A 17,464-nucleotide genomic window follows, 5' to 3' on the forward strand; every position below is an offset into this window, starting at 1 on the left:
GACTCTCGACAAGAAAGAGGGAAAAACGTGGAGGGGAGTCTACGACCACAGATCCGTCCACCGGACCCCCAGGTCGGCCGCGAGGCGGCGCACGGTGGACAGTGACATCCCGACGACCGTCGAGGGATCCCCCTCGACGCGGGTGATGAAGGCGCCGCCGAGGCTGTCCACGGTGAAGGCGCCAGCGACATGGAGCGGCTCCCCCGAGGCCACGTAGGCCGCGATCTCCTCCTCGCACACGTCATCGGCGAACGTCACCGCGGCGTCGGCGACCGCGGTCGCCTCGACGGGGGCGGCCCCCGGCGCGACACGGAACACCGAGTGCCCGGAGTGCAGCACCCCGGTCGCGCCGCGCATCTCCCGCCACCGTCGCGTGGCCTCTTCGGCGGTATAGGGCTTGCCGTAGACGCGGTCCCCGAGCGCGAACATCGAATCCCCGCCGATCACGATGCCGTCGAAGTCGCCCTCGGCGGCCAGTCGCTCCGCGACCGCGGCCGCCTTGGCCCGGGCGAGCAGCAGCACGAGGTCGGCAGGGGCCAGGGGGCCCATGCGCTCCTCGGCGGCGGTCGCGAGGGCGTCCTCGTCCACATCGGGGGAGAGGGTGAGGGGTTCGATGCCCGCCTGGCGCAGCAGCATGAGCCGGGCGGGGGAAGTCGAGGCGAGGCAGACGCGCATGGAGACCACCGTATCCTCGAAGGATGACTTCCTCCGCAGCCGACGTGCTCGATCTCGACATCACCGGCATCGCCCACGGAGGCACGTTCGTCGCCCGACACGAGGGCCGCGTGGTCTTCGTGTCCGATGCGATCCCGGGCGAGCGGGTGCGAGCCCGTCTCCTGGAGTCCGCCGCGGGGGCCGGCGACGCGGACACGCGGAGCTTCTGGCGGGCGGAGACCGTCGAGGTCCTGGAGGCGTCGCCGCACCGCCGGCCGCACATCTGGGCGGAGGCGGACGTCACGCACGACCCGGCGGACCGACCGGGCGGTGCGGATCTTGGTCACATCGAGCTCGGGCAGCAGCGGGTCCTCAAGCGGCAGGTGCTGACCGAGGCTCTCGACCGCTTCGCCGGACCGGGTCTCGAGGCGCCGGAGATCGAGGCCGTGGAGTCCGGGGACGGCACGGGATGGCGCACGCGGATGACTCTCCACGTGGACGACGACGGCCGCGTCGGTCCGTTCGCGGCCCGCAGCCATCGCATCGTGCCGGTGTCGTCGTATCCGCTCGCGCGACCGGCGATCGCGGAGGCCGCGCTCGCACTGGGAGCGGAGCGGCCGGGCCGCATCGACCTCGTCGAGCCTGCGGACGGCCGGGTGCGGATCCTGCGTCACCCGGAGGCGGCGCGGCGATCGGCGCGAGACCGCCGGGCGCGGCCCACGCCGGAGGTCGTGCAGGAGCGGGTCGGCGACCGCGGGTTCGCCGTCGACGCCGGAGGATTCTGGCAGGTGCACCCGCGGGCCGCGTCCGTCCTCGACGGCGCCGTCTACGGCCTGCTCGACGGGCACGTGGAGCCGGACGCGACGCACTATGACCTGTACGGGGGCGTCGGCCTGTTCGCCCGCACGCTCGCGGATCTCGGCGGCACGGACATCGTCACGGTGGAGTCGAGCCGGCGGGCCACGGAGCACGCGGCCGCCAATCTCGCCCCGCTCGAGGTGAGCGCCGTCACCGCCCGGGTCGACCGCTTCCTGCAGCAGCCCCGCGGCGCGGGCGCGACGGGGGCCGTCGTGCTCGACCCGCCCCGCTCCGGCGCCGGTCGTGCGGTGGTCGAGGGGGTGCATGCGATGGCGCCGTCGGCGATCGCGTACGTGGCGTGCGATCCGGTCGCCCTCGCCCGTGATCTCGGCACGTTCCGGGGCCTCGGCTGGCGGGTGGACACGCTCCGCGGGTTCGACCTGTTCCCGCACTCGCACCACTTCGAGGTCGTCGCGCTGCTCACTCGGTGAGCGCATTCCCGGGCCCCCACGCGACTCAGTAGGCTGAGGGCATGAGCACCGTCGCCCTCATCGACGACCACGAGTCCGTCCGCCTCGGCCTCGAGGCCGCGTGCGCCAGGGACGGCCATGCCGTGGTGTTCTCGGGAAGCACGGTCGGCTCGTACCTCTCCTGGCGCTCCGCGACGGGGGCCCCGCCGGCGGACGTCGTGGTCCTCGACCTCACATTGGGCGACGGGACGACGGTGACGGAGAACGTGACGTCGCTGGTCGCCGACGGCGCCAGCGTCGTGATCCACAGCGTCGCCGACCGCCCCGCCGCGGTCCGCGAAGCGCTCGCGGCCGGTGCCGCCGGAGTCGTCAGCAAGTCGTCCGCCCTCGACGACGTCCTGGACGCGATCCGCACGGTCGCCCAGGGCGAGGCGCTGAACAACGTGGAGTGGGCGAGCGCCGTCGACGGCGACCGTGCCTTCGCCGACGCGCAGCTGTCCACGAGGGAGCGCGAGGTGCTGCGGCTGTACGCCACAGGACTGCCCCTGAAGGCGGTGGCGGAGCGGCTCGGCGTCGCGTACTCCACCGCCAAGGAGAACATCACCCGCATCCGCGTGAAGTACGTCGAGGTCGGGCGGCCCGCGCCCACGAAGGTGGACCTGCTGCGACGCGCGATGGAGGACGGCATCGTGACGGCCGACGGGGCGCCGAGTGCCCGCTGAGCCGCTGAGCGTCCGCGACGCCTGGAGCAAGATCCCGTCTCCCGGCAGCGCGGAGAACGGCTTCGAGCGGTTCACCGGCAAGCGGATGGAGCGCATCCTCGCGATCGTGGTCGCGCTGGGCTCCGCCGTCCTCGGCGTCCAGGCGCTGATCGCCGCTCTGCATACGCTGTCGCGCCCGGACGCGCCGCACATCGCGATGCTCGTCATCGTCTTCGTGCCCCTGGCCGCCATGCTCATCGCGTGTCTCATCGGACGCGGCGTGCGCGTGGCGTCCGGTGTCTTCGCCGTCGTCTACGTCCTCGCGCTCGCGGCCTGGCCGGCCGTCGTGGACCCGACGGACAAGGTCGCCGGGGACCAGCCGTGGATCTTCTTCCTCGTCAACGTCGGGGTCGTGGCGGCGATGCTGGCCTTCCCCGTCCGCCTGCAGTTCGCGTGGGCGGTGGGAGTGCCGTTCGTCTACGGGTACGTGCGTCTGGTGCAGGGGGAGTTCTCCCGGGAGTTCTGGGTGACCACGGCGTTCGACGTCTCCTTCACCCTCATCCTCGGTGTCGTGATCGTGTCGCTCGGCTGGATGTTCCGGTCGGTCGCCGCGGGCGTGGACGAGGCACGGGGCACGGCGGTCGCGTCGTATGCGACCGCCGCCGCCGCCGCGGCCGCCGAGGAAGAACGGGTGGCCATGTCGGCGCTCATGCACGACAGCGTGCTGGCGGCGCTCATCGCCGCGGAGCGGGCGGAGGGGGACCGGGCCCGCGAGCTCGCGGTCGCGATGGCCAGGGAAGCCCTCACCCGCCTGGCGAACACCGAGGCGGCGGTGGCGGAGGAGGGCAGCGACGAGCCGGTGGGGGCGGCGCAGATCGTGGTGGAGCTGCGGCGGGCGCTCTCCGAGCTCGGCGCCGACGCGATCGTGGAGGAGCGCGGCGGCAGCGGCCTCATCCCCGGACGTGCCGCGCGGGCGCTCGTCCTGGCGGCCCGCCAGGCGATCGGCAATGCGGTCGCGCACGCGCAGGGACGCGGCCTGCACATCCTCGTCGTCGGGCACGGCGACGAGGGCATCGCGGTCACCGTCTCCGACACCGGGCCCGGCTTCGCCGTCGACGCGATCGGCCCGGATCGTCTCGGCATCCGGGCGTCGATCCTCGCGCGCATGGCCGGGGTCGCGGGGACGGCGGACATCGCGTCCGACGCGGACGGCACCGTCGTGACCCTCGGGTGGGAGCGCTCATGAACCGGACCGTCCGCAGTGTCGCGACCTCGCTCGCCGTGGGCTTCGCCCTCTACTTCGTCGCCCGAGGGATCTGGTGGATCGAGCAGCCGACGGCGCCGCTGCTCATGGTCCTCGCCATCGCCGCCTACCTCGTGGTCGTCAACCTGGCGATCCTCGGGAGTCCTGCCACGGTCCGTATGCCGCTGTGGTCGGCGCTCCTCGCCCTCGTGGTGAGCGCCGCGGTCCCGGTGCTCGTGACCCTTTCTCTGGAGCCCGACGACCGCACCGCGCCGTTCGCCACCTGGTACATCGGTGCCCTCGGACTCCTCGGGGTCGTCTGCGTGGTCCGGCGGCGCCCAGCGGTGGGCTGGACCATCCTCGCCGTGCTCATCGTCGCCGCCTCGCTCGCCCTGGGCATGGGGGTCGCGATGAACCTCGGCGTGGTCGGCTCGATCATGTGGGTCGCCGTCGCCCAGCTGCTGGTGATGTTCTGGGATCGCGCCGTGAGCGACACGGAGCGGCTGTCCGAGATCCAGCAGGCCGTATCGGCGTGGCACGCCACGCAGCGCGTCCGTCAGCGTGAACGCCGCCTGCGCACGCAGTTCGCGCTCGCCGTCGCCGGTCCCGTCCTCAGCCGGGTGGTGGCGGCGCGCGGCGAGCTCGACGAGGAGGAGCGGCTGGAGGCGCGGCTCGCGGAGGGACGCCTCCGTGACGAGCTGCGGGGCGCGGACCTCCTGAACGACGACGTGCGCAATGCGATCGATGCCGCCCGTCGCCGCGGCGCCTCCGTGACCGTGTTCGACGAAGGCGGGCTGGACGGCGTGGACGAGGGCCGGCGCATGGAGATCCGCGACGAGCTCGCCGGGGTCCTCCGCAGTGCCGGGACCGGCCGCATCATCATCCGCTCCGCGCGGGACCCGCTCGTCGCGGTGACCGTGGTCGGCCGCGCGGGCCTGCGGGCGTCGGACGACGACTCCGTCGACCTGTGGCACGAGATCGCGAGGAACCGGAAGGGGAAGCCCTCCGACCCGCGGAAGTGAGAGTGGGCGAGGGGCGGCGAATCCGCCTGCCCCTCGCCGTGCGGACAGTTACCCGAAAACCGTCCGCTGGTGGCCGATCAGCGTCTGTCTACCCTGGGACAGAGAGACCAGCCGAACGCGAAGCGTCCCCTTCAGTCTGCGCGGTCCTGCGCAGGATGTCTGTAGGTATTTTGGGGGACAAATTCCGGGGAGTCCGGATCAGCCCGCGAAGCGGCCCCACGGGATGTCGCGCCGGAGCGGGCGGCGCAGCGGACGTTGCGTGCGCGCCCAGGCGGAGACCTGCGGCTCCTCGACCGTGGCCGCGGCCTCCTCGCTCGCATACGCGTCCCCGAGCACGGCGATGAGCGCGGCGAGCTCCTCTTCCGTGGCGGCGCCGCGCGTGATCTCGAACAGCAGGGGCGTGGGCGCCGCCGCGGGGTCCTGAGCGGTCACAGCGGGATGTTCCCGTGCTTCTTCGGGGGCAGCTCGGCACGCTTGCCCCGGAGCGCCCGCAGCGCCTTCGCGATCGCCACCCTCGTGTTCGCGGGCTCGATGATGCCGTCCAGCTCGCCGCGCTCGGCCGCCAGGAACGGCGACGCCACGTTGTACGTGTACTCGTTCGCGAGGCGTGTGCGCACGGCCGCCACGTCCTCCCCGGCTTCCTCCGCCTTGCGGATCTCTCCGCGGTACAGGATGTTGACCGCGCCCTGCCCGCCCATGACGGCGATCTCCGCCGTCGGCCACGCGAGGTTCACGTCGGCGCCGAGCTGCTTCGAGCCCATGACGATGTACGCGCCGCCGTAGGCTTTGCGCAGGATCACGGTCACGAGCGGCACCGTGGCCTCCGCGTACGCGTAGAGGAGCTTGGCGCCGCGGCGGATGACACCGGTCCACTCCTGGTCGGTGCCGGGCAGGTAGCCGGGGACGTCGACGAGGGTGACGATGGGGATGGAGAACGCGTCGCAGAAGCGCACGAACCGGCTCGCCTTCTCGCCGGCCTCGATGTTGAGGGTGCCGGCCATCTGCGACGGCTGGTTGGCGATGATGCCGACCGAGCGTCCTTCGACCCGTCCGAAGCCGATGACGATGTTCGGGGCGAACAGCGGCTGCACCTCGAGGAAGTCGCCGTCGTCCACGACGTGCTCGATCACGGTGTGGATGTCGTAGGGCTGGTTCGGCGAGTCCGGGACGACGGTGTTGAGGCTGCGGTCCGCGTCCGTGGTCTCGAACTCGAAGGCGCTCACGTAGGAGGGCAGCTCCGCCATGTTGTTGTCCGGCAGGAAGCCGAGGAGCGTGCGGGCGTAGTCGATCGCGTCATCCTCGTCCTCGGCGAGGTAGTGGGCCACGCCCGACCGGGTGTTGTGCGTGTACGCGCCGCCGAGCTCCTCCATGCCGACGTCCTCGCCGGTGACGGTCTTGATGACGTCGGGGCCGGTGACGAACATCTGGCTCGTCTTGTCGACCATGATGACGAAGTCGGTGAGGGCGGGGGAGTAGACGGCGCCACCGGCTGCCGGGCCCATGATGATCGAGATCTGCGGGATCACGCCCGAGGCCCGGGTGTTCAGGCGGAAGATCTCCCCGTACTTGCCCAGGGCGACGACGCCCTCCTGGATGCGCGCCCCGCCGGAGTCGAGGATGCCGATGCAGGGCATGCCGCCGGCCAGCGCGAACTCCATGATCTTGATGATCTTCTCGCCGGCGACCTCGCCGAGCGAGCCGCCGAACGTGGAGAAGTCCTGCGAGTACACCGCCACGGTGCGCCCGTGGATGGTGCCGACGCCGGTGACGACGGAGTCGCCGTACGGACGCGACCGGTCCATCCCGAAGGCGGTGGTGCGGTGCCGCACGTACTCGTCGAACTCGACGAAGCTGCCGGGGTCGACGAGGAGCTCGATGCGCTCGCGGGCGGTCATCTTGCCCTTCGCGTGCTGCTTCTCCTTGGCCTTCGCCTCGGCGTCGACGACGGCCTCGGTGTAGCGAGCGCGCAGGTCCGCGATCTTTCCGGCGGTGGTAAAGGGGTCGGGCTTGTCCGTCACGGATTCCACCCTAGCGTCGGCTCCGCGCCGTCCGTTGGATGATCGGCACAACGGGTCGGCGGATCCTTTGGCGACGCGGGCGATCCGTCACTCGGCGGAGGCGTCGGCACCCGGGCGGGGCGGCAACGTGTGCGCGCCGTCCGCGTCACCCGTCTCGATCTCCTCCGGGGAGTGGTCACGCCGACGCAGGGCGAGATCGCCGACCCGGTGTCCCACCCAGCCGGCGCCGCGGGCGACGGTTCCGGCGGCGCCCGCCACGGCGTTGCCGGCGTAGCGGGCGCCGCGCAGCATCCGCAGCTCCACCTTCTCGGCGCCGGGCACCGGCTCCAGCTCAGCGGGAAGGGTGAGGGGGGCGGCGCCGAACGCCCGGTGCGAGGTGGTGAGCACGCGACGGCCGAGGAGGTGGTTGCCCGCGCCGCCGATCGCGGCCCCGATGCCGAACGGCATGGCCTTGCCGATGAACGAAGCGCCGCCCCGCGCGGCGAACTGCTTCACGAACATGCCCTTGAGCTGGTCGACCAGGGGGCCCACGGCGGCGCGCGGCAGCGACTTCGTGACCATCTCGCCCCAATAGGCCGAGCGGCTGCCGCCGCGGCCGGTGGCCTGGCGGGCCAGCTGTCCGACGAGGTCGACGCCCTCCTTCCCGAGCATGAGCGTCATCACCAGCGCTCGGGCGCGGTCGGGGTTGGCGACGGCGATGCCGTGCACCTCGGCGACCGACTGGGCGAAGAGGGCCGTGGACTCCACGAACCCCACGGTCTCGACCCCGGAGAGGGCGAGCGTGATGCCGGTGCCGATCCCCGGGACGACCGCGGTCGCCCCCACGGCGGCCCCACCCGTCGTGACGGCGGCGAGGTAGCGGCGCTCCAGGATGCGGATGATCTCATCGGGGGTCGCGTGGGGGTTGCGGAGACGGATGCTGCGGATGTGCGCGAGGACGAGCGGACGCTGGATCGACAGCACCCGATCGAGACCTCGGACCATCATCGGATGCTCGGGGGAGCCGACCGGCGGCACGCCCTTGTCCCACGGGGCGTCATCCGGCAGGGAGTGGATCTTGTGCACCTTGGGGGCCATGTGCTGATCCTATGAAGCCCGTCCGCGAAAACACCGAGAGCCCCCGTCCGCGAAGGACGGGGGCTCTCTCGGAGCGGAAGGTCACACGAAGAGGTTCGCGCGCTCCAGGTCCTCCGCGAAGTCGACCTCGACCGCGTACAGGTCGGAGACGTCCATCGGCTCGAGCAGCAGGCCGTCCTCGGCGATCGCCAGCTCGAGTCCGCGCTCGAAGTAGTCCTGGTCCTCGACGCGCTGCAGCTGGCGCATGAACGCCTTCTTGAAGCCCGAGGAGATGTAGTTGATGCCGACCGCCTCGCCGAGGCCGCCCTTGACGGACTTCGACAGCTCCTTGATGAAGCCCTCCGCGGTGACGGTGTACTTGACCTCTTCGTCGCTGACCTTGGCGGTGTTGACGGTGACGAACGACTGGTCGCGCTCGATGTACGCCGCCGCGCGGCCGAGGATCATCGGGTCGAACACGACGTCGCCGTTCATCCACAGCACGCCGCTCTTGCCCGTGGCGCCGAGGGCGCGCAGCAGGCTCTTCGACGTGTTCGTCTCGTCGTAGCGGTCGTTGTGGACGTAGTTCACGGAGGGGAACGCCTCGATGATGGTCTCGGCGCGGTAGCCGACCACCGTGGTGATGCGTGCATCGGAGCCGAAAGCGGCGCGGATGTTGTCGTGCTGCTGGCCCATGATCGTGCGGCCGTCGCTGAGCTCGGTGAGCGGCTTGGGCAGCGCGCGGCCGAGGCGAGAGCCCATGCCCGCTGCGAGGATGACGGTCTGAAGAGTCACGAATGCTCCTAATGGAAGATGTGTTCACGGTCGGTTCACCGACCAGACACTTCGTCGTGCCGGGGTTCATGCTAGCGATTCCGCCTGGGAACCCCCGGGCCAGGCGGGCCCCGTTGCCATTTCGTGATCGAGTACACACGCAACGCTCAGGCACGACAACCCCCTTGCGCTTTCCGAAAAGGCGGGGATCGGAGCGCCGATTGTCGCGTGGGGCCTTGGCTCCCGGCCAGCCGTTGGTACCGTAGGACGGTGACTTCCTCCCCTGATGACCGTACCGCCCAGGCAGAGGGAGCCGAGACTCCGACGGACGCCTCCGCTCCGGCTCGGAAACCGGCCGCCAAGAGACCTGCCTCCGGCGCCAGCGCCGCGAAGAAGACGAGCTCGTCGACGAAGAGCGCGACGGTGAAGAGCGCCGACACGACGTCCGCGACCACCGCTGCGAAGGCTCCCGCGACGAAGACCGGCGCCGGCACGAAGCCGAAGGCCGCTGCCAAGACGGCCGCTGCCAAGTCAGCGGCACCGAAGTCGACGGCCGCCACGTCCACGGCTGCGAAGTCGACGGCTGCGAAGACGACCCCTGCGAAGACGACCGCTGCCAAGTCCACGGCTGCCAAGTCCACGGCTGCCAAGTCCGCGGCACCGAAGTCGGCGGCCGCGAAGACGACCACCGCGAAGACGGCGGCAGCGAGGTCTACGCCTGCCAAGTCGACGCCCGCGAAGACGACCACGGTGAAGACGACGACGGCGAAGAGCGCCGCGGCGAAGGCGAAGGCGACGCCGACCAAGGCGGCGGCGGAGAAGGCCGCGGCGTCCGCGGATGTCGTCGTCGAGCCCACCCCCCGGGCGAGCGTCGATCCCGCCAGCGCACCGGCCGGCGCCCGCACGGCGTCGGCGGCCCGGGCGGCGGCGGCGAAGAACACCGCGGCGCGCTCCGCCGGCACCACGCGCGCACCCGCGACGAAGAAGCCGGCCGCCACGTCCGCGGCGAAGACGGCGGCGGCGAAGAGCGCGGCCGCCAAGGCGCAGGCGTCGAAGACCACGGCGCGGGCAGCGGCAGCCAAGACCGCGGCGGCGAAGGCGGCCGCGGCGAAGGCAGCAGCGACCAAGGCTGCGGCGGCGAAGGCGGCGGAAGCCGCTGACCTCGAGGTCTCCGAGCCGGCGTCGATCGAGGCCCCGGCGACGAACACGGCGGTCGAGGCGCCGACCGAGGCTCCGGTCGTCGCGACCCCGGTGGCGGAACCGCAGGAGGAAACCGCCGCGCCTGAAGCCCCCGCGTCCGAGGACGTGGTGACCACGACCGCGGAGAGTGGCGCCCGGGAGAACGAGGTCGAGATCTCCGACACGACCGTTCCGGTGACGGAGGATCCCTCCCCGGAGGACAGCCGCGTGGCGGACGTGGAGGTCGTCGAGGTCGTCGAGCCTGTGACCGCCGAGGAGCCGCCCGCCCGCGTCGACCAGGAGTCGGAGGAGGGGGCGGCCACGGAGGCGATCCGGATCCGCGGTCTGGTGAAGCAGTTCGGCGAGAACCGGGCGGTCGACGGCATCGACCTCACGGTTCCCGCCGCCTCGTTCTACGGCATCGTCGGCCCCAACGGTGCGGGCAAGACGACCACCCTCTCGATCGTGGCCGGCCTGCTGCGTGCCGACGAGGGCAGCGTCCTCATCTGCGGGATCGATCAGGCGCGCGAGCCGCTCGCCGCGAAGCGCGTGATGGGTGTGCTTCCCGACCGTCTGCGCACGTTCGACCGGCTCACCGGGCGCCAGCTGCTCTATTACTACGGGCTGCTGCGCGGGCTCGCGGTCGACGTAATCGAGAAGCGCACCGCCGACCTCGCGCGGGCGTTCGACCTCGGTGACGCCCTCAACCGGGTGGTCTCCGACTACTCCGCCGGCATGACGAAGAAGATCATGCTCGCCGGCGCGATGATCCACTCGCCGCGCGTGCTCGTCCTCGACGAGCCGTTCGAGTCCGTCGATCCGGTGTCCTCCGCCGTGATCCTCGACATCCTCCGGGCCTACGTCTCGCACGGCGGCACGGTGATCCTGTCGAGCCACGGCATGGACCTGGTCGAGCGCGTCTGCTCGCGGGTGGCCATCATCGTGAACGGCGAGGTGCTCGCCGAGGGCACCATCGACGAAGTGCGTGCGGGGCAGACCCTCGAATCGCGCTTCGTGGAGCTCGCCGGCTCGAGCGGAGAGGTGGAGGGGCTCGAGTGGCTGCACACGTTCTCCGACTGAGGTTCGCCCTCCTCCTGGGTGCACTGCGCGGGGAACACCGCCTGCGGACCCTGCTGTCGTTCGGCGCCGTCGTCGCCGTCACCGTGGTCGTCTGCGTCGCGGTGTTCAGCCTCGCCGATGCGCCGGTCCCGGTCTCGAGCGCGGTGACCGTGCTCGGCGGCGCGGCCGTCCTGCTCGGATTCCTGGTGGGCCCGCTGCTGGTGGGCGCCGTCGACCAGCTCGATCCGCGTCGTTTCGCGGTGTTCGGGGTCGACGAGCGGCAGATGCCGTGGGTCCTCACCATCGCCTCCCTCGTGAGCGTGCCGAGCCTTGCGCTCCTCGCCGTCTACACCAGCGTGGCGACGGTGGCGATCCGTGCGGGTGCGCCCTGGCCTCTCGCCGTCGTCCTCGCCCTGGTCGGGCTGCTGACGACCGTGCTCCTGTCGCGGGTCGGGATGGCGCTCAATGCGCTCCTGCTCCCCGAGCGTCGGTCGCGCGAGCTCACCGCGCTCTTCGCGCTCGCCCTGATCGTCATCGCGTTCCCGGTCGCCGTGTTCCTCGGGTCGCTCCGCTGGGACGGCGAGGTGCCGACGTCGCTGGCCACCCTCACCGCGGTGATCGGCTTCACGCCGCTGGCCGCGTCGCCCGCCGCGATGTTCGCCGCGGCCGAAGGGGAGACGGCCGCCGCATGGATCAGCGGCCTCGTGGCGGTCGCCACGCTGGCGCTGCTGTGGGTCGCCTGGGCCTGGTTCGTGCGACGGCTGCTCACCACCACGGAGCGCCCGGTGGCCGCGCGGGAGCGCAGTGGGCTGGGCTGGTTCGGCCTGCTGCCCTCCAACGCCTTCGGGGCGATCGCCTCACGCAGCCTCGTGTACTGGCTGCGTGACCGCCGGTACATCATGAACATCATCGTGGTGCCGGTGGCCGGCCTGCTGACCGTCTTCCCGCTGATCGTCGCGGGGGTGCCGGTCGAGATCGCCGCCCTCGTGCCGGTGCCCGTCATGGCGCTCTTCTTCGGCTGGCTGCCCCACAACGACGTCGCCTACGACTCCACCGCGCTGTGGACCCACGTCGCCAGCGGCGTCCGCGGCCTTCCGGACCGTCTCGGGCGCCTGGTGCCGGTGCTGCTGGTCGCCGTGCCGGTCCTCGCCGTCGCGGTGCCGCTCTCGCTCCTGCTCGCGGGACGCTGGAGCCTCCTCCTCCCGCTCGTCGGCCTCGGCGCGAGTCTGCTGTTCTCCGCCCTCGGGATCTCCAGCGTGGTGTCGGTCGTCGCGCCCTACGCCGTCTCCCGGCCCGGCGACAGCCCGTTCCAGCAACCCCAGCGGCCCACGTCCCGCGGGGTCTACGGACCGGCCGCGGCGTTCCTCGGCGCGATCGTCCTGAGCGTGCCGACGATGTGGCTGTTCGCGGCGACCATCGTCGCCGATCCCGGCTTCGCGCCCGCCGCGTTCTGGGTGGGCGTCCTCACCGGCGTCGTCGTGTTCATCGGGGGCGCGGTGCTCGGCGGACGCATCTTCGAGCGCAGCGGGGAACGCCTGATGGAGTTCGTCGAGACGGCATGAGACCGCCCCGCCGGGGCGTTGACGCCGCTAGAATCACGGGATGAGTACTCCGCTGGACAGCCCCGATCAGGGCGGCGTGGCAACGCTTGATCGCGAACTGGAAGAGCTCCTCCGCGAGGAGAACATCGAACCGGGCGACCACGAGCGCTTCTCCCACTACGTCAAGAAGGACAAGATCCTCGAGTCGGCGATCACCGGCAAGCCCGTCCGCGCGCTCTGCGGCAAGAAGTGGACGCCGGGCCGTGACCCGGAGAAGTTCCCGATCTGCCCCACGTGCAAGGAGATCTACGAGTCGATGGTCCGCTGAGGGCCGTCAGTCGGCCTCGGCATAGATCGTCGGGATCGCCGGGTCGGACTTGCTGAGCGCCAGTGCGCGCACCGGAAGCTCCTCACGCACCCGCAGATGATGTGCGCGGGCGGCGGCGGTCCCCGCAGGCCCCTCGAACGCGGTGTCGATCTCCCCGTCCTCGACGAGGACGACCTGCAGCGGCCGTCCGTCCGGGTGCTCGGCCGGGGTGTCGAGCGCCTCGAAGCCGTCGGAGACGACCACCGTCTCTGCGGCGGCCACGCCGTCGCTGAGTGTGCGGAACGCCGCTTTGCGCCCGCCGAACGAGGCCTTGTCGGCGGAGGCCTTGGCGACTCCCACCCAGCCGCCGTCGGCGTCCTGCCGGGCGACGAGCTTGTAGACCATGCTCGCCGTGGGGTATCCGGATCCGGTCACGACGGAAGTCCCGACGCCGTAGGCGTCCACCGGCGAGGCGGCGAGCGCGGCGATCGCATACTCGTCCAGGTCGCTGGTCACGGTGATGCGGGTCCCCGTGGCGCCGAGCTCATCGAGCTGCGCGCGGACCTCCGCGGCGACGATCGGGAGGTCGCCGGAGTCGATGCGCACGCCGCCGAGCCCCGTTCCGGCCACCCGGATCGCGGTCTCGACCCCGGCGCGGATGTCGTAGGTGTCGACCAGCAGCGTCGTCTCCACTCCCATGCTCTCCACCTGGGCGCGGAAGGCGGCCTCCTCGCTGTCGTGCAGCAGGGTCCAGGAGTGCGCGGCGGTGCCCATGGTCGGGATGCCCCAGGCGCGCCCGGCCTCGAGGTTGCTGGTGGCGCCGAAGCCGGCGATGTAGGCCGCCCGCGCGGCGGCGACGGCGGAGCGCTCCGCCGCGCGGCGGGAACCCATTTCGGCGAGGGGACGCTCTCCGGCCGCGATGCTCATGCGCGCGGCGGCGGTGGCGACCGCGGAGTCGTGGTTCAGCACGCTCAGCGCCAGCGTCTCCAGCACGACGGCATCTGCGAAGGACCCCTCGACGGTGAGGATGGGCGACCCGGGGAAGTAGAGCTCGCCCTCCCGGTACCCGCGGATCGTGCCGGTGAACCGGTAGCGCTCGAGGTAGCTGAGGGTCTCGGAATCGACGACGTGCTCGTCGCGGAGGAAGCGCAGCTCGTCCTCCCCGAAGCGGAAGTCCCGGAGCAGTTCGAGCAGTCGGCCGGTGCCGGCGACGACGCCGAAGCGGCGTCCGCCGGACAGTCGCCGGGAGAAGAGCTCGAAGACGCTCGGACGGGACGCGGTGCCGTCTCTGAGTGCGGCGGCGAGCATCGTGAGCTCGTAACGGTCGGTGAGCAGCGCCGTCGACGTGGTCATGCGCTCAGCTTAGTGAGCACGGCGATGCACGAGGCGGCGCGCACGCGGGTAGGCTGGGGAGTCATGAACGACGCGCCCATCGGGATCTTCGACTCCGGTGTCGGCGGGCTCACGGTGGCCAGGGCCATCCGCGCCCAGCTGCCCCGCGAATCGTTCGTCTACATCGGCGACACCGCCCACTCGCCGTACGGACCCAAGCCGATCGCCGACGTGCGGCGATACGCCCTCGAGGTGCTCGACACGCTGGTCGACCAGGGCGTCAAGATGCTCGTGATCGCCTGCAACACCGCCTCCGCGGCCATGCTGCGCGATGCCCGTGAGCGGTACGACGTGCCCGTGGTCGAGGTGATCGGCCCGGCTGTCCGCCGCGCGGTCTCGACGACGAGGAACGGCCGCGTCGGCGTGATCGGCACCGTCGGCACCATCGGATCCCGGGCCTACCAGGACATGCTCGAGGTCAACGAGCGGCTGCAGGTGTTCACGGCCGCGTGTCCGCGGTTCGTCGAGTTCGTCGAGGCGGGTGTCACCGGCACGCCCGAGGTGCTCGCCGTCGCCGAGGAGTACCTCGCTCCGCTGCGGGAGGCCGACGTGGACACCCTCGTCCTCGGCTGCACGCACTACCCGTTCCTCCGCGGCGCGATCAGCTATGTCATGGGGGAGGGCGTCACGCTCGTCTCCAGCGACGATGAGACCGCGGGGGACGTGTACCGCCAGCTCGTCCGTGGCGACCTGCTGGCACCGGCTGATGCCACCGCGACCTACGTGTACGAGGCCACTGGCGACTCCGCCGACGACTTCACGGCGCTCGCCAACCGGCTCATGGGCCGCGAGGTGCGCGACGTGCAGCTGGTCCAGACCGGCGTCATCACGCTTCCCGATTCCGCCCTCGACGCGCGCTGAGCGCGTCGCTCCATCCCCGACCGAGAGAAGCCCATGACCGACATCGTCCGCGCCGACGGCCGTTCCGCCTCGCAGCTCCGCGAGATCACCATCGAGCGCGGCTGGAGCGCGCAGGCCGAGGGGTCGGCTCTCATCAGCTTCGGGGGGACGAAGGTGCTGTGCACCGCCTCGTTCACGAACGGCGTGCCTCGGTGGCTCACCGGCAAGGGCAAGGGCTGGGTCACGGCCGAGTACGCGATGCTCCCGCGGGCGACGAACAGCCGCAACGACCGGGAGAGCGTGAAGGGCCGCATCGGCGGTCGGACGCACGAGATCTCGCGCCTCATCGGTCGCGCGCTGCGCGCTGTCGTCGACACCAAGGCGCTCGGCGAGAACACCATCGTCATCGACTGCGACGTGCTCCAGGCGGACGGCGGCACCCGGACCGCCGCGATCACCGGCGCCTATGTGGCCCTGGCAGACGCGATCGAGTGGGGCAGGGAGAAGAAGTTCATCGGCAAGAACTCGACGCCGCTGCTCGACTCCGTCTCGGCCGTCTCGGTCGGCATCGTCGACGGGGCGCCGATGCTCGACCTCGCCTACGTCGAGGACGTCCGCGCCGAGACCGACATGAACGTGGTCGTCACCGGCCGCGGCCTCTTCGTCGAGGTGCAGGGCACGGCCGAGGGAGCGCCGTTCGACAAGCGCGAGCTCGACGCGCTGCTCGACCTCGGCGTCGCGGGCTGCGCGGACCTGAAGGAACGGCAGCTGGCCGCCCTGGCGGGAGCCTGAGCATGCGCGTCGTCCTGGCGACCCACAACCCGCACAAGGTCGCGGAGTTCCAGCAGATCGTGCAGCAGACGCGGCCCGACCTGGAGGTCGTCGGCTACGACGGGCCCGAGCCCGTCGAGGACGGGGTGACCTTCGCCGAGAATGCGCTCCTCAAGGCGCGTGCCGCCGCGGCGCATACCGGCCTCGCCGCGCTCGCCGACGATTCCGGCATCTGCGTGGACGTGCTCGGCGGGTCGCCCGGGGTGTTCTCGGCGTACTGGGCCGGGCAGAAGAAGGACGCGACGGCGAACCTGGAGCTGCTCCTCGATCAGCTGCACGACATCGCCGATCCGCATCGTGCCGCGCACTTCACCTCGACCATCGCGCTCGTCCTGCCGGACGGTCGCGAGCACGTCGTGGAGGGGATCTGGCCCGGGCGGCTCGCACACGAGGTGTCCGGAGCCGGGGGCTTCGGCTACGACCCCATCTTCATCCCGGACGGTCAGCCGGCCGGCGCGGAGCGCACCGTGGGGGAATTCACCGCGGAAGAGAAGCAGGCGCAGTCGCATCGCGCCCGCGCCTTCGCGGCCCTCGTGCCGCTGCTCGCCGCCCTCTGAGGGCCGTGGAAGAACTCCTGCTGACGCTGAGAATCGTTACTGTTCCCGACTAGCCGGGAACGGCCTCTTCCGGTGCGCCGCCGGGCTAGCCTGGGGGCATGCACGACCACGCGCCCGCTCCCGGCGGCCTCCGTTCGGCGAGCAGCCGACGCCTGCTCGCGATCTCGCTGACCCTCACGGCCACGGTGATGATCGTCCAGGTCGTCGGCGCGCTCCTCACGGGATCGCTGGCGCTGCTCGCCGACGCCGCGCACATGTTCACGGACGCCTCCGCGCTCGTGATCGCCCTGATCGCGGCGACGGTCGCCGCGCGCCCGGCCGACGACCGGCGGACGTTCGGGTACCAGCGCGCCGAGGTCTTCGGCGCGCTCATCAACGCGGTCATCCTCATCGCCCTCGCCACCGTCGTCGCCGTGCAGGGGGTGCAGCGCCTGCTGAACCCCTCGGAGGTCGAGGTCGCCGGCGGGCTGATGCTCGTCGTCGCGGTCGTCGGCCTCTTCGCCAACGCGGTGTCGATGTGGCTGCTCAGCCGGGCCCAGCGCACGAACCTGAACGTGCGCGGCGCCTACCTCGAGGTGATGGGCGACCTGCTGGGCTCGCTCATGGTGATCATCGCGGCCGGCGTCATCCTCGTCACAGGGTGGATGCCCGCCGATGCCCTCGCCTCGCTGTTCATCGCGGCGATGATCATCCCCCGGGCCGTCGTCCTGCTCAAGGAGGTGTTCTCCGTGCTCGCCGAGTCGGCGCCGAAGGGCATGGCCGTCGGCGAGATCCGCACGCACCTGCTCGGTTACGACGGCGTCGTCGGGGTGCACGACGTGCACGTGTGGCAGCTCACCCGCGGCGCGCCGGTGTTCACCGCGCACGTCAGCGTACGGCCGGACCTGCTGGCGGAGGGGCGCTCGGCGGCGCTGCTGTCGGAGATGCAGGCGTGTCTCGCCGACCACTTCGACGTCGCCCACTCCACCTTCCAGATCGAACCGGCCGAGCAGAGCGACTGCGAGCCGCACCACGCCTAGCCT

The 17,464-nt window shown here is 71.6% G+C and carries 18 protein-coding genes; 11 read left to right on the forward strand and 7 right to left on the reverse strand.

The genetic code is table 11. The annotated features are described in order from the left end of the window. Window positions 1-39: 39 nt before the first annotated feature. Window positions 40-675: a nucleoside triphosphate pyrophosphatase gene (locus KAF39_RS15355; RefSeq protein ID WP_210678331.1), complete on the reverse strand. Its 636-nt coding sequence runs from the start codon at window positions 673-675 to the stop codon at window positions 40-42. Window positions 676-698: 23 nt separating this feature from the next. On the opposite strand from KAF39_RS15355, the gene KAF39_RS15360 reads away from it, so the two are divergent. From KAF39_RS15360 to KAF39_RS15375, 4 genes are read left to right on the forward strand one after another with little or no spacing between them, the layout of a single operon-like run. Continuing rightward, window positions 699-1,943, forward strand: a complete 1,245-nt coding sequence (locus tag KAF39_RS15360) for a class I SAM-dependent RNA methyltransferase (RefSeq protein WP_210678332.1) — start codon at window positions 699-701, stop codon at window positions 1,941-1,943. Window positions 1,944-1,984: 41 nt separating this feature from the next. After that, window positions 1,985-2,644, forward strand: coding sequence for a response regulator transcription factor (locus KAF39_RS15365; RefSeq protein ID WP_210678333.1), 660 nt, complete (start codon window positions 1,985-1,987; stop codon window positions 2,642-2,644). Further along, window positions 2,634-3,869, forward strand: coding sequence for an ATP-binding protein (locus tag KAF39_RS15370; RefSeq protein WP_210678335.1), 1,236 nt, complete (start codon window positions 2,634-2,636; stop codon window positions 3,867-3,869). Before KAF39_RS15365 ends, KAF39_RS15370 begins: the two co-directional genes overlap by 11 nt. Beyond that, window positions 3,866-4,888, forward strand: a complete 1,023-nt coding sequence (locus KAF39_RS15375) for a hypothetical protein (RefSeq protein ID WP_210678337.1) — start codon at window positions 3,866-3,868, stop codon at window positions 4,886-4,888. The genes KAF39_RS15370 and KAF39_RS15375 overlap by 4 nt, the downstream gene beginning before the upstream one ends. Window positions 4,889-5,086: 198 nt before the next feature. On the opposite strand, the gene KAF39_RS15380 is transcribed toward KAF39_RS15375, so the two are convergent. The 5 genes from KAF39_RS15380 to KAF39_RS15400 all read right to left on the reverse strand — a co-directional run bounded on the left by KAF39_RS15380 (window position 5,087) and on the right by KAF39_RS15400 (window position 9,542). After that, complete coding sequence (locus KAF39_RS15380; protein WP_210678339.1) at window positions 5,087-5,320, reverse strand: acyl-CoA carboxylase subunit epsilon; 234 nt, start codon at window positions 5,318-5,320, stop codon at window positions 5,087-5,089. After that, window positions 5,317-6,906 carry an acyl-CoA carboxylase subunit beta gene (locus KAF39_RS15385; protein ID WP_374093976.1) on the reverse strand — a complete coding sequence of 530 codons (1,590 nt, stop codon included), beginning with the start codon at window positions 6,904-6,906 and terminating at the stop codon, window positions 5,317-5,319. The genes KAF39_RS15380 and KAF39_RS15385 overlap by 4 nt, the downstream gene beginning before the upstream one ends. An 87-nt stretch (window positions 6,907-6,993) precedes the next feature. Next, complete coding sequence (locus tag KAF39_RS15390) at window positions 6,994-7,983, reverse strand: hypothetical protein (RefSeq protein WP_246878780.1); 990 nt, start codon at window positions 7,981-7,983, stop codon at window positions 6,994-6,996. A gap of 81 nt (window positions 7,984-8,064) precedes the next feature. Continuing rightward, on the reverse strand, window positions 8,065-8,757 hold the full coding sequence (locus KAF39_RS15395; RefSeq protein ID WP_210678343.1) for an NTP transferase domain-containing protein: 693 nt from the start codon (window positions 8,755-8,757) through the stop codon (window positions 8,065-8,067). A gap of 146 nt (window positions 8,758-8,903) precedes the next feature. Next, complete coding sequence (locus KAF39_RS15400; protein ID WP_210678345.1) at window positions 8,904-9,542, reverse strand: hypothetical protein; 639 nt, start codon at window positions 9,540-9,542, stop codon at window positions 8,904-8,906. Here KAF39_RS15400 and KAF39_RS16280 point away from each other — a divergent pair. Genes KAF39_RS16280 through KAF39_RS15415 form a run of 3 tightly spaced genes read left to right on the forward strand, consistent with a single transcriptional unit; the run spans window position 9,487 to window position 12,843 of the window. Beyond that, entirely contained in the window at window positions 9,487-10,995 is a 1,509-nt protein-coding gene (locus tag KAF39_RS16280) for an ATP-binding cassette domain-containing protein (protein WP_307805230.1), read from the forward strand. The genes KAF39_RS15400 and KAF39_RS16280 overlap by 56 nt on opposite strands. Next, window positions 10,971-12,536 (forward strand): hypothetical protein, encoded by a 1,566-nt coding sequence (locus tag KAF39_RS15410; RefSeq protein WP_210678347.1) that lies wholly within the window; start codon window positions 10,971-10,973, stop codon window positions 12,534-12,536. The genes KAF39_RS16280 and KAF39_RS15410 overlap by 25 nt, the downstream gene beginning before the upstream one ends. Window positions 12,537-12,576: 40 nt before the next feature. Then, window positions 12,577-12,843, forward strand: coding sequence for a DUF3039 domain-containing protein (locus tag KAF39_RS15415; RefSeq protein WP_025105320.1), 267 nt, complete (start codon window positions 12,577-12,579; stop codon window positions 12,841-12,843). A gap of 6 nt (window positions 12,844-12,849) precedes the next feature. Here KAF39_RS15415 and KAF39_RS15420 read toward each other — a convergent pair whose 3' ends face one another. Next, window positions 12,850-14,175 (reverse strand): nicotinate phosphoribosyltransferase, encoded by a 1,326-nt coding sequence (locus KAF39_RS15420; protein WP_210678349.1) that lies wholly within the window; start codon window positions 14,173-14,175, stop codon window positions 12,850-12,852. A 63-nt stretch (window positions 14,176-14,238) separates the two neighbouring features. Here KAF39_RS15420 and murI point away from each other — a divergent pair, with 63 nt between their 5' ends. The 4 genes from murI to KAF39_RS15440 all read left to right on the forward strand — a co-directional run bounded on the left by murI (window position 14,239) and on the right by KAF39_RS15440 (window position 17,461). Continuing rightward, window positions 14,239-15,075: a glutamate racemase gene (gene murI, locus KAF39_RS15425; RefSeq protein WP_187661916.1), complete on the forward strand. Its 837-nt coding sequence runs from the start codon at window positions 14,239-14,241 to the stop codon at window positions 15,073-15,075. A 33-nt stretch (window positions 15,076-15,108) separates the two neighbouring features. After that, window positions 15,109-15,846 (forward strand): ribonuclease PH, encoded by a 738-nt coding sequence (gene rph, locus KAF39_RS15430; RefSeq protein WP_210678351.1) that lies wholly within the window; start codon window positions 15,109-15,111, stop codon window positions 15,844-15,846. 2 nt (window positions 15,847-15,848) lie between these two features. Further along, window positions 15,849-16,442, forward strand: coding sequence for an RdgB/HAM1 family non-canonical purine NTP pyrophosphatase (gene rdgB, locus KAF39_RS15435; RefSeq protein WP_210678353.1), 594 nt, complete (start codon window positions 15,849-15,851; stop codon window positions 16,440-16,442). A gap of 98 nt (window positions 16,443-16,540) precedes the next feature. Then, a complete protein-coding gene (locus KAF39_RS15440; RefSeq protein WP_210678355.1) occupies window positions 16,541-17,461 on the forward strand; it encodes a cation diffusion facilitator family transporter in 921 nt (306 codons plus the stop codon). The last annotated feature ends 3 nt before the right edge of the window (window positions 17,462-17,464 follow it).

It is taken from the genome of Microbacterium sp. BLY (genome assembly GCF_017939615.1).
In the GTDB taxonomy this organism is placed as follows: domain Bacteria; phylum Actinomycetota; class Actinomycetes; order Actinomycetales; family Microbacteriaceae; genus Microbacterium.

Coding starts and splice junctions, on each gene's coding strand:
- KAF39_RS15355 (WP_210678331.1), bottom strand. CDS start 675: ATGCGCGTCTGCCTCGCCTCGACTTCCCCCGCCCGGCTCATGCTGCTG.
- KAF39_RS15360 (WP_210678332.1), top strand. CDS start 699: ATGACTTCCTCCGCAGCCGACGTGCTCGATCTCGACATCACCGGCATC.
- KAF39_RS15365 (WP_210678333.1), top strand. CDS start 1,985: ATGAGCACCGTCGCCCTCATCGACGACCACGAGTCCGTCCGCCTCGGC.
- KAF39_RS15375 (WP_210678337.1), top strand. CDS start 3,866: ATGAACCGGACCGTCCGCAGTGTCGCGACCTCGCTCGCCGTGGGCTTC.
- KAF39_RS15390 (WP_246878780.1), bottom strand. CDS start 7,983: ATGGCCCCCAAGGTGCACAAGATCCACTCCCTGCCGGATGACGCCCCG.
- KAF39_RS15415 (WP_025105320.1), top strand. CDS start 12,577: ATGAGTACTCCGCTGGACAGCCCCGATCAGGGCGGCGTGGCAACGCTT.
- KAF39_RS15420 (WP_210678349.1), bottom strand. CDS start 14,175: ATGACCACGTCGACGGCGCTGCTCACCGACCGTTACGAGCTCACGATG.
- murI (WP_187661916.1), top strand. CDS start 14,239: ATGAACGACGCGCCCATCGGGATCTTCGACTCCGGTGTCGGCGGGCTC.
- rph (WP_210678351.1), top strand. CDS start 15,109: ATGACCGACATCGTCCGCGCCGACGGCCGTTCCGCCTCGCAGCTCCGC.
- rdgB (WP_210678353.1), top strand. CDS start 15,849: ATGCGCGTCGTCCTGGCGACCCACAACCCGCACAAGGTCGCGGAGTTC.
- KAF39_RS15440 (WP_210678355.1), top strand. CDS start 16,541: ATGCACGACCACGCGCCCGCTCCCGGCGGCCTCCGTTCGGCGAGCAGC.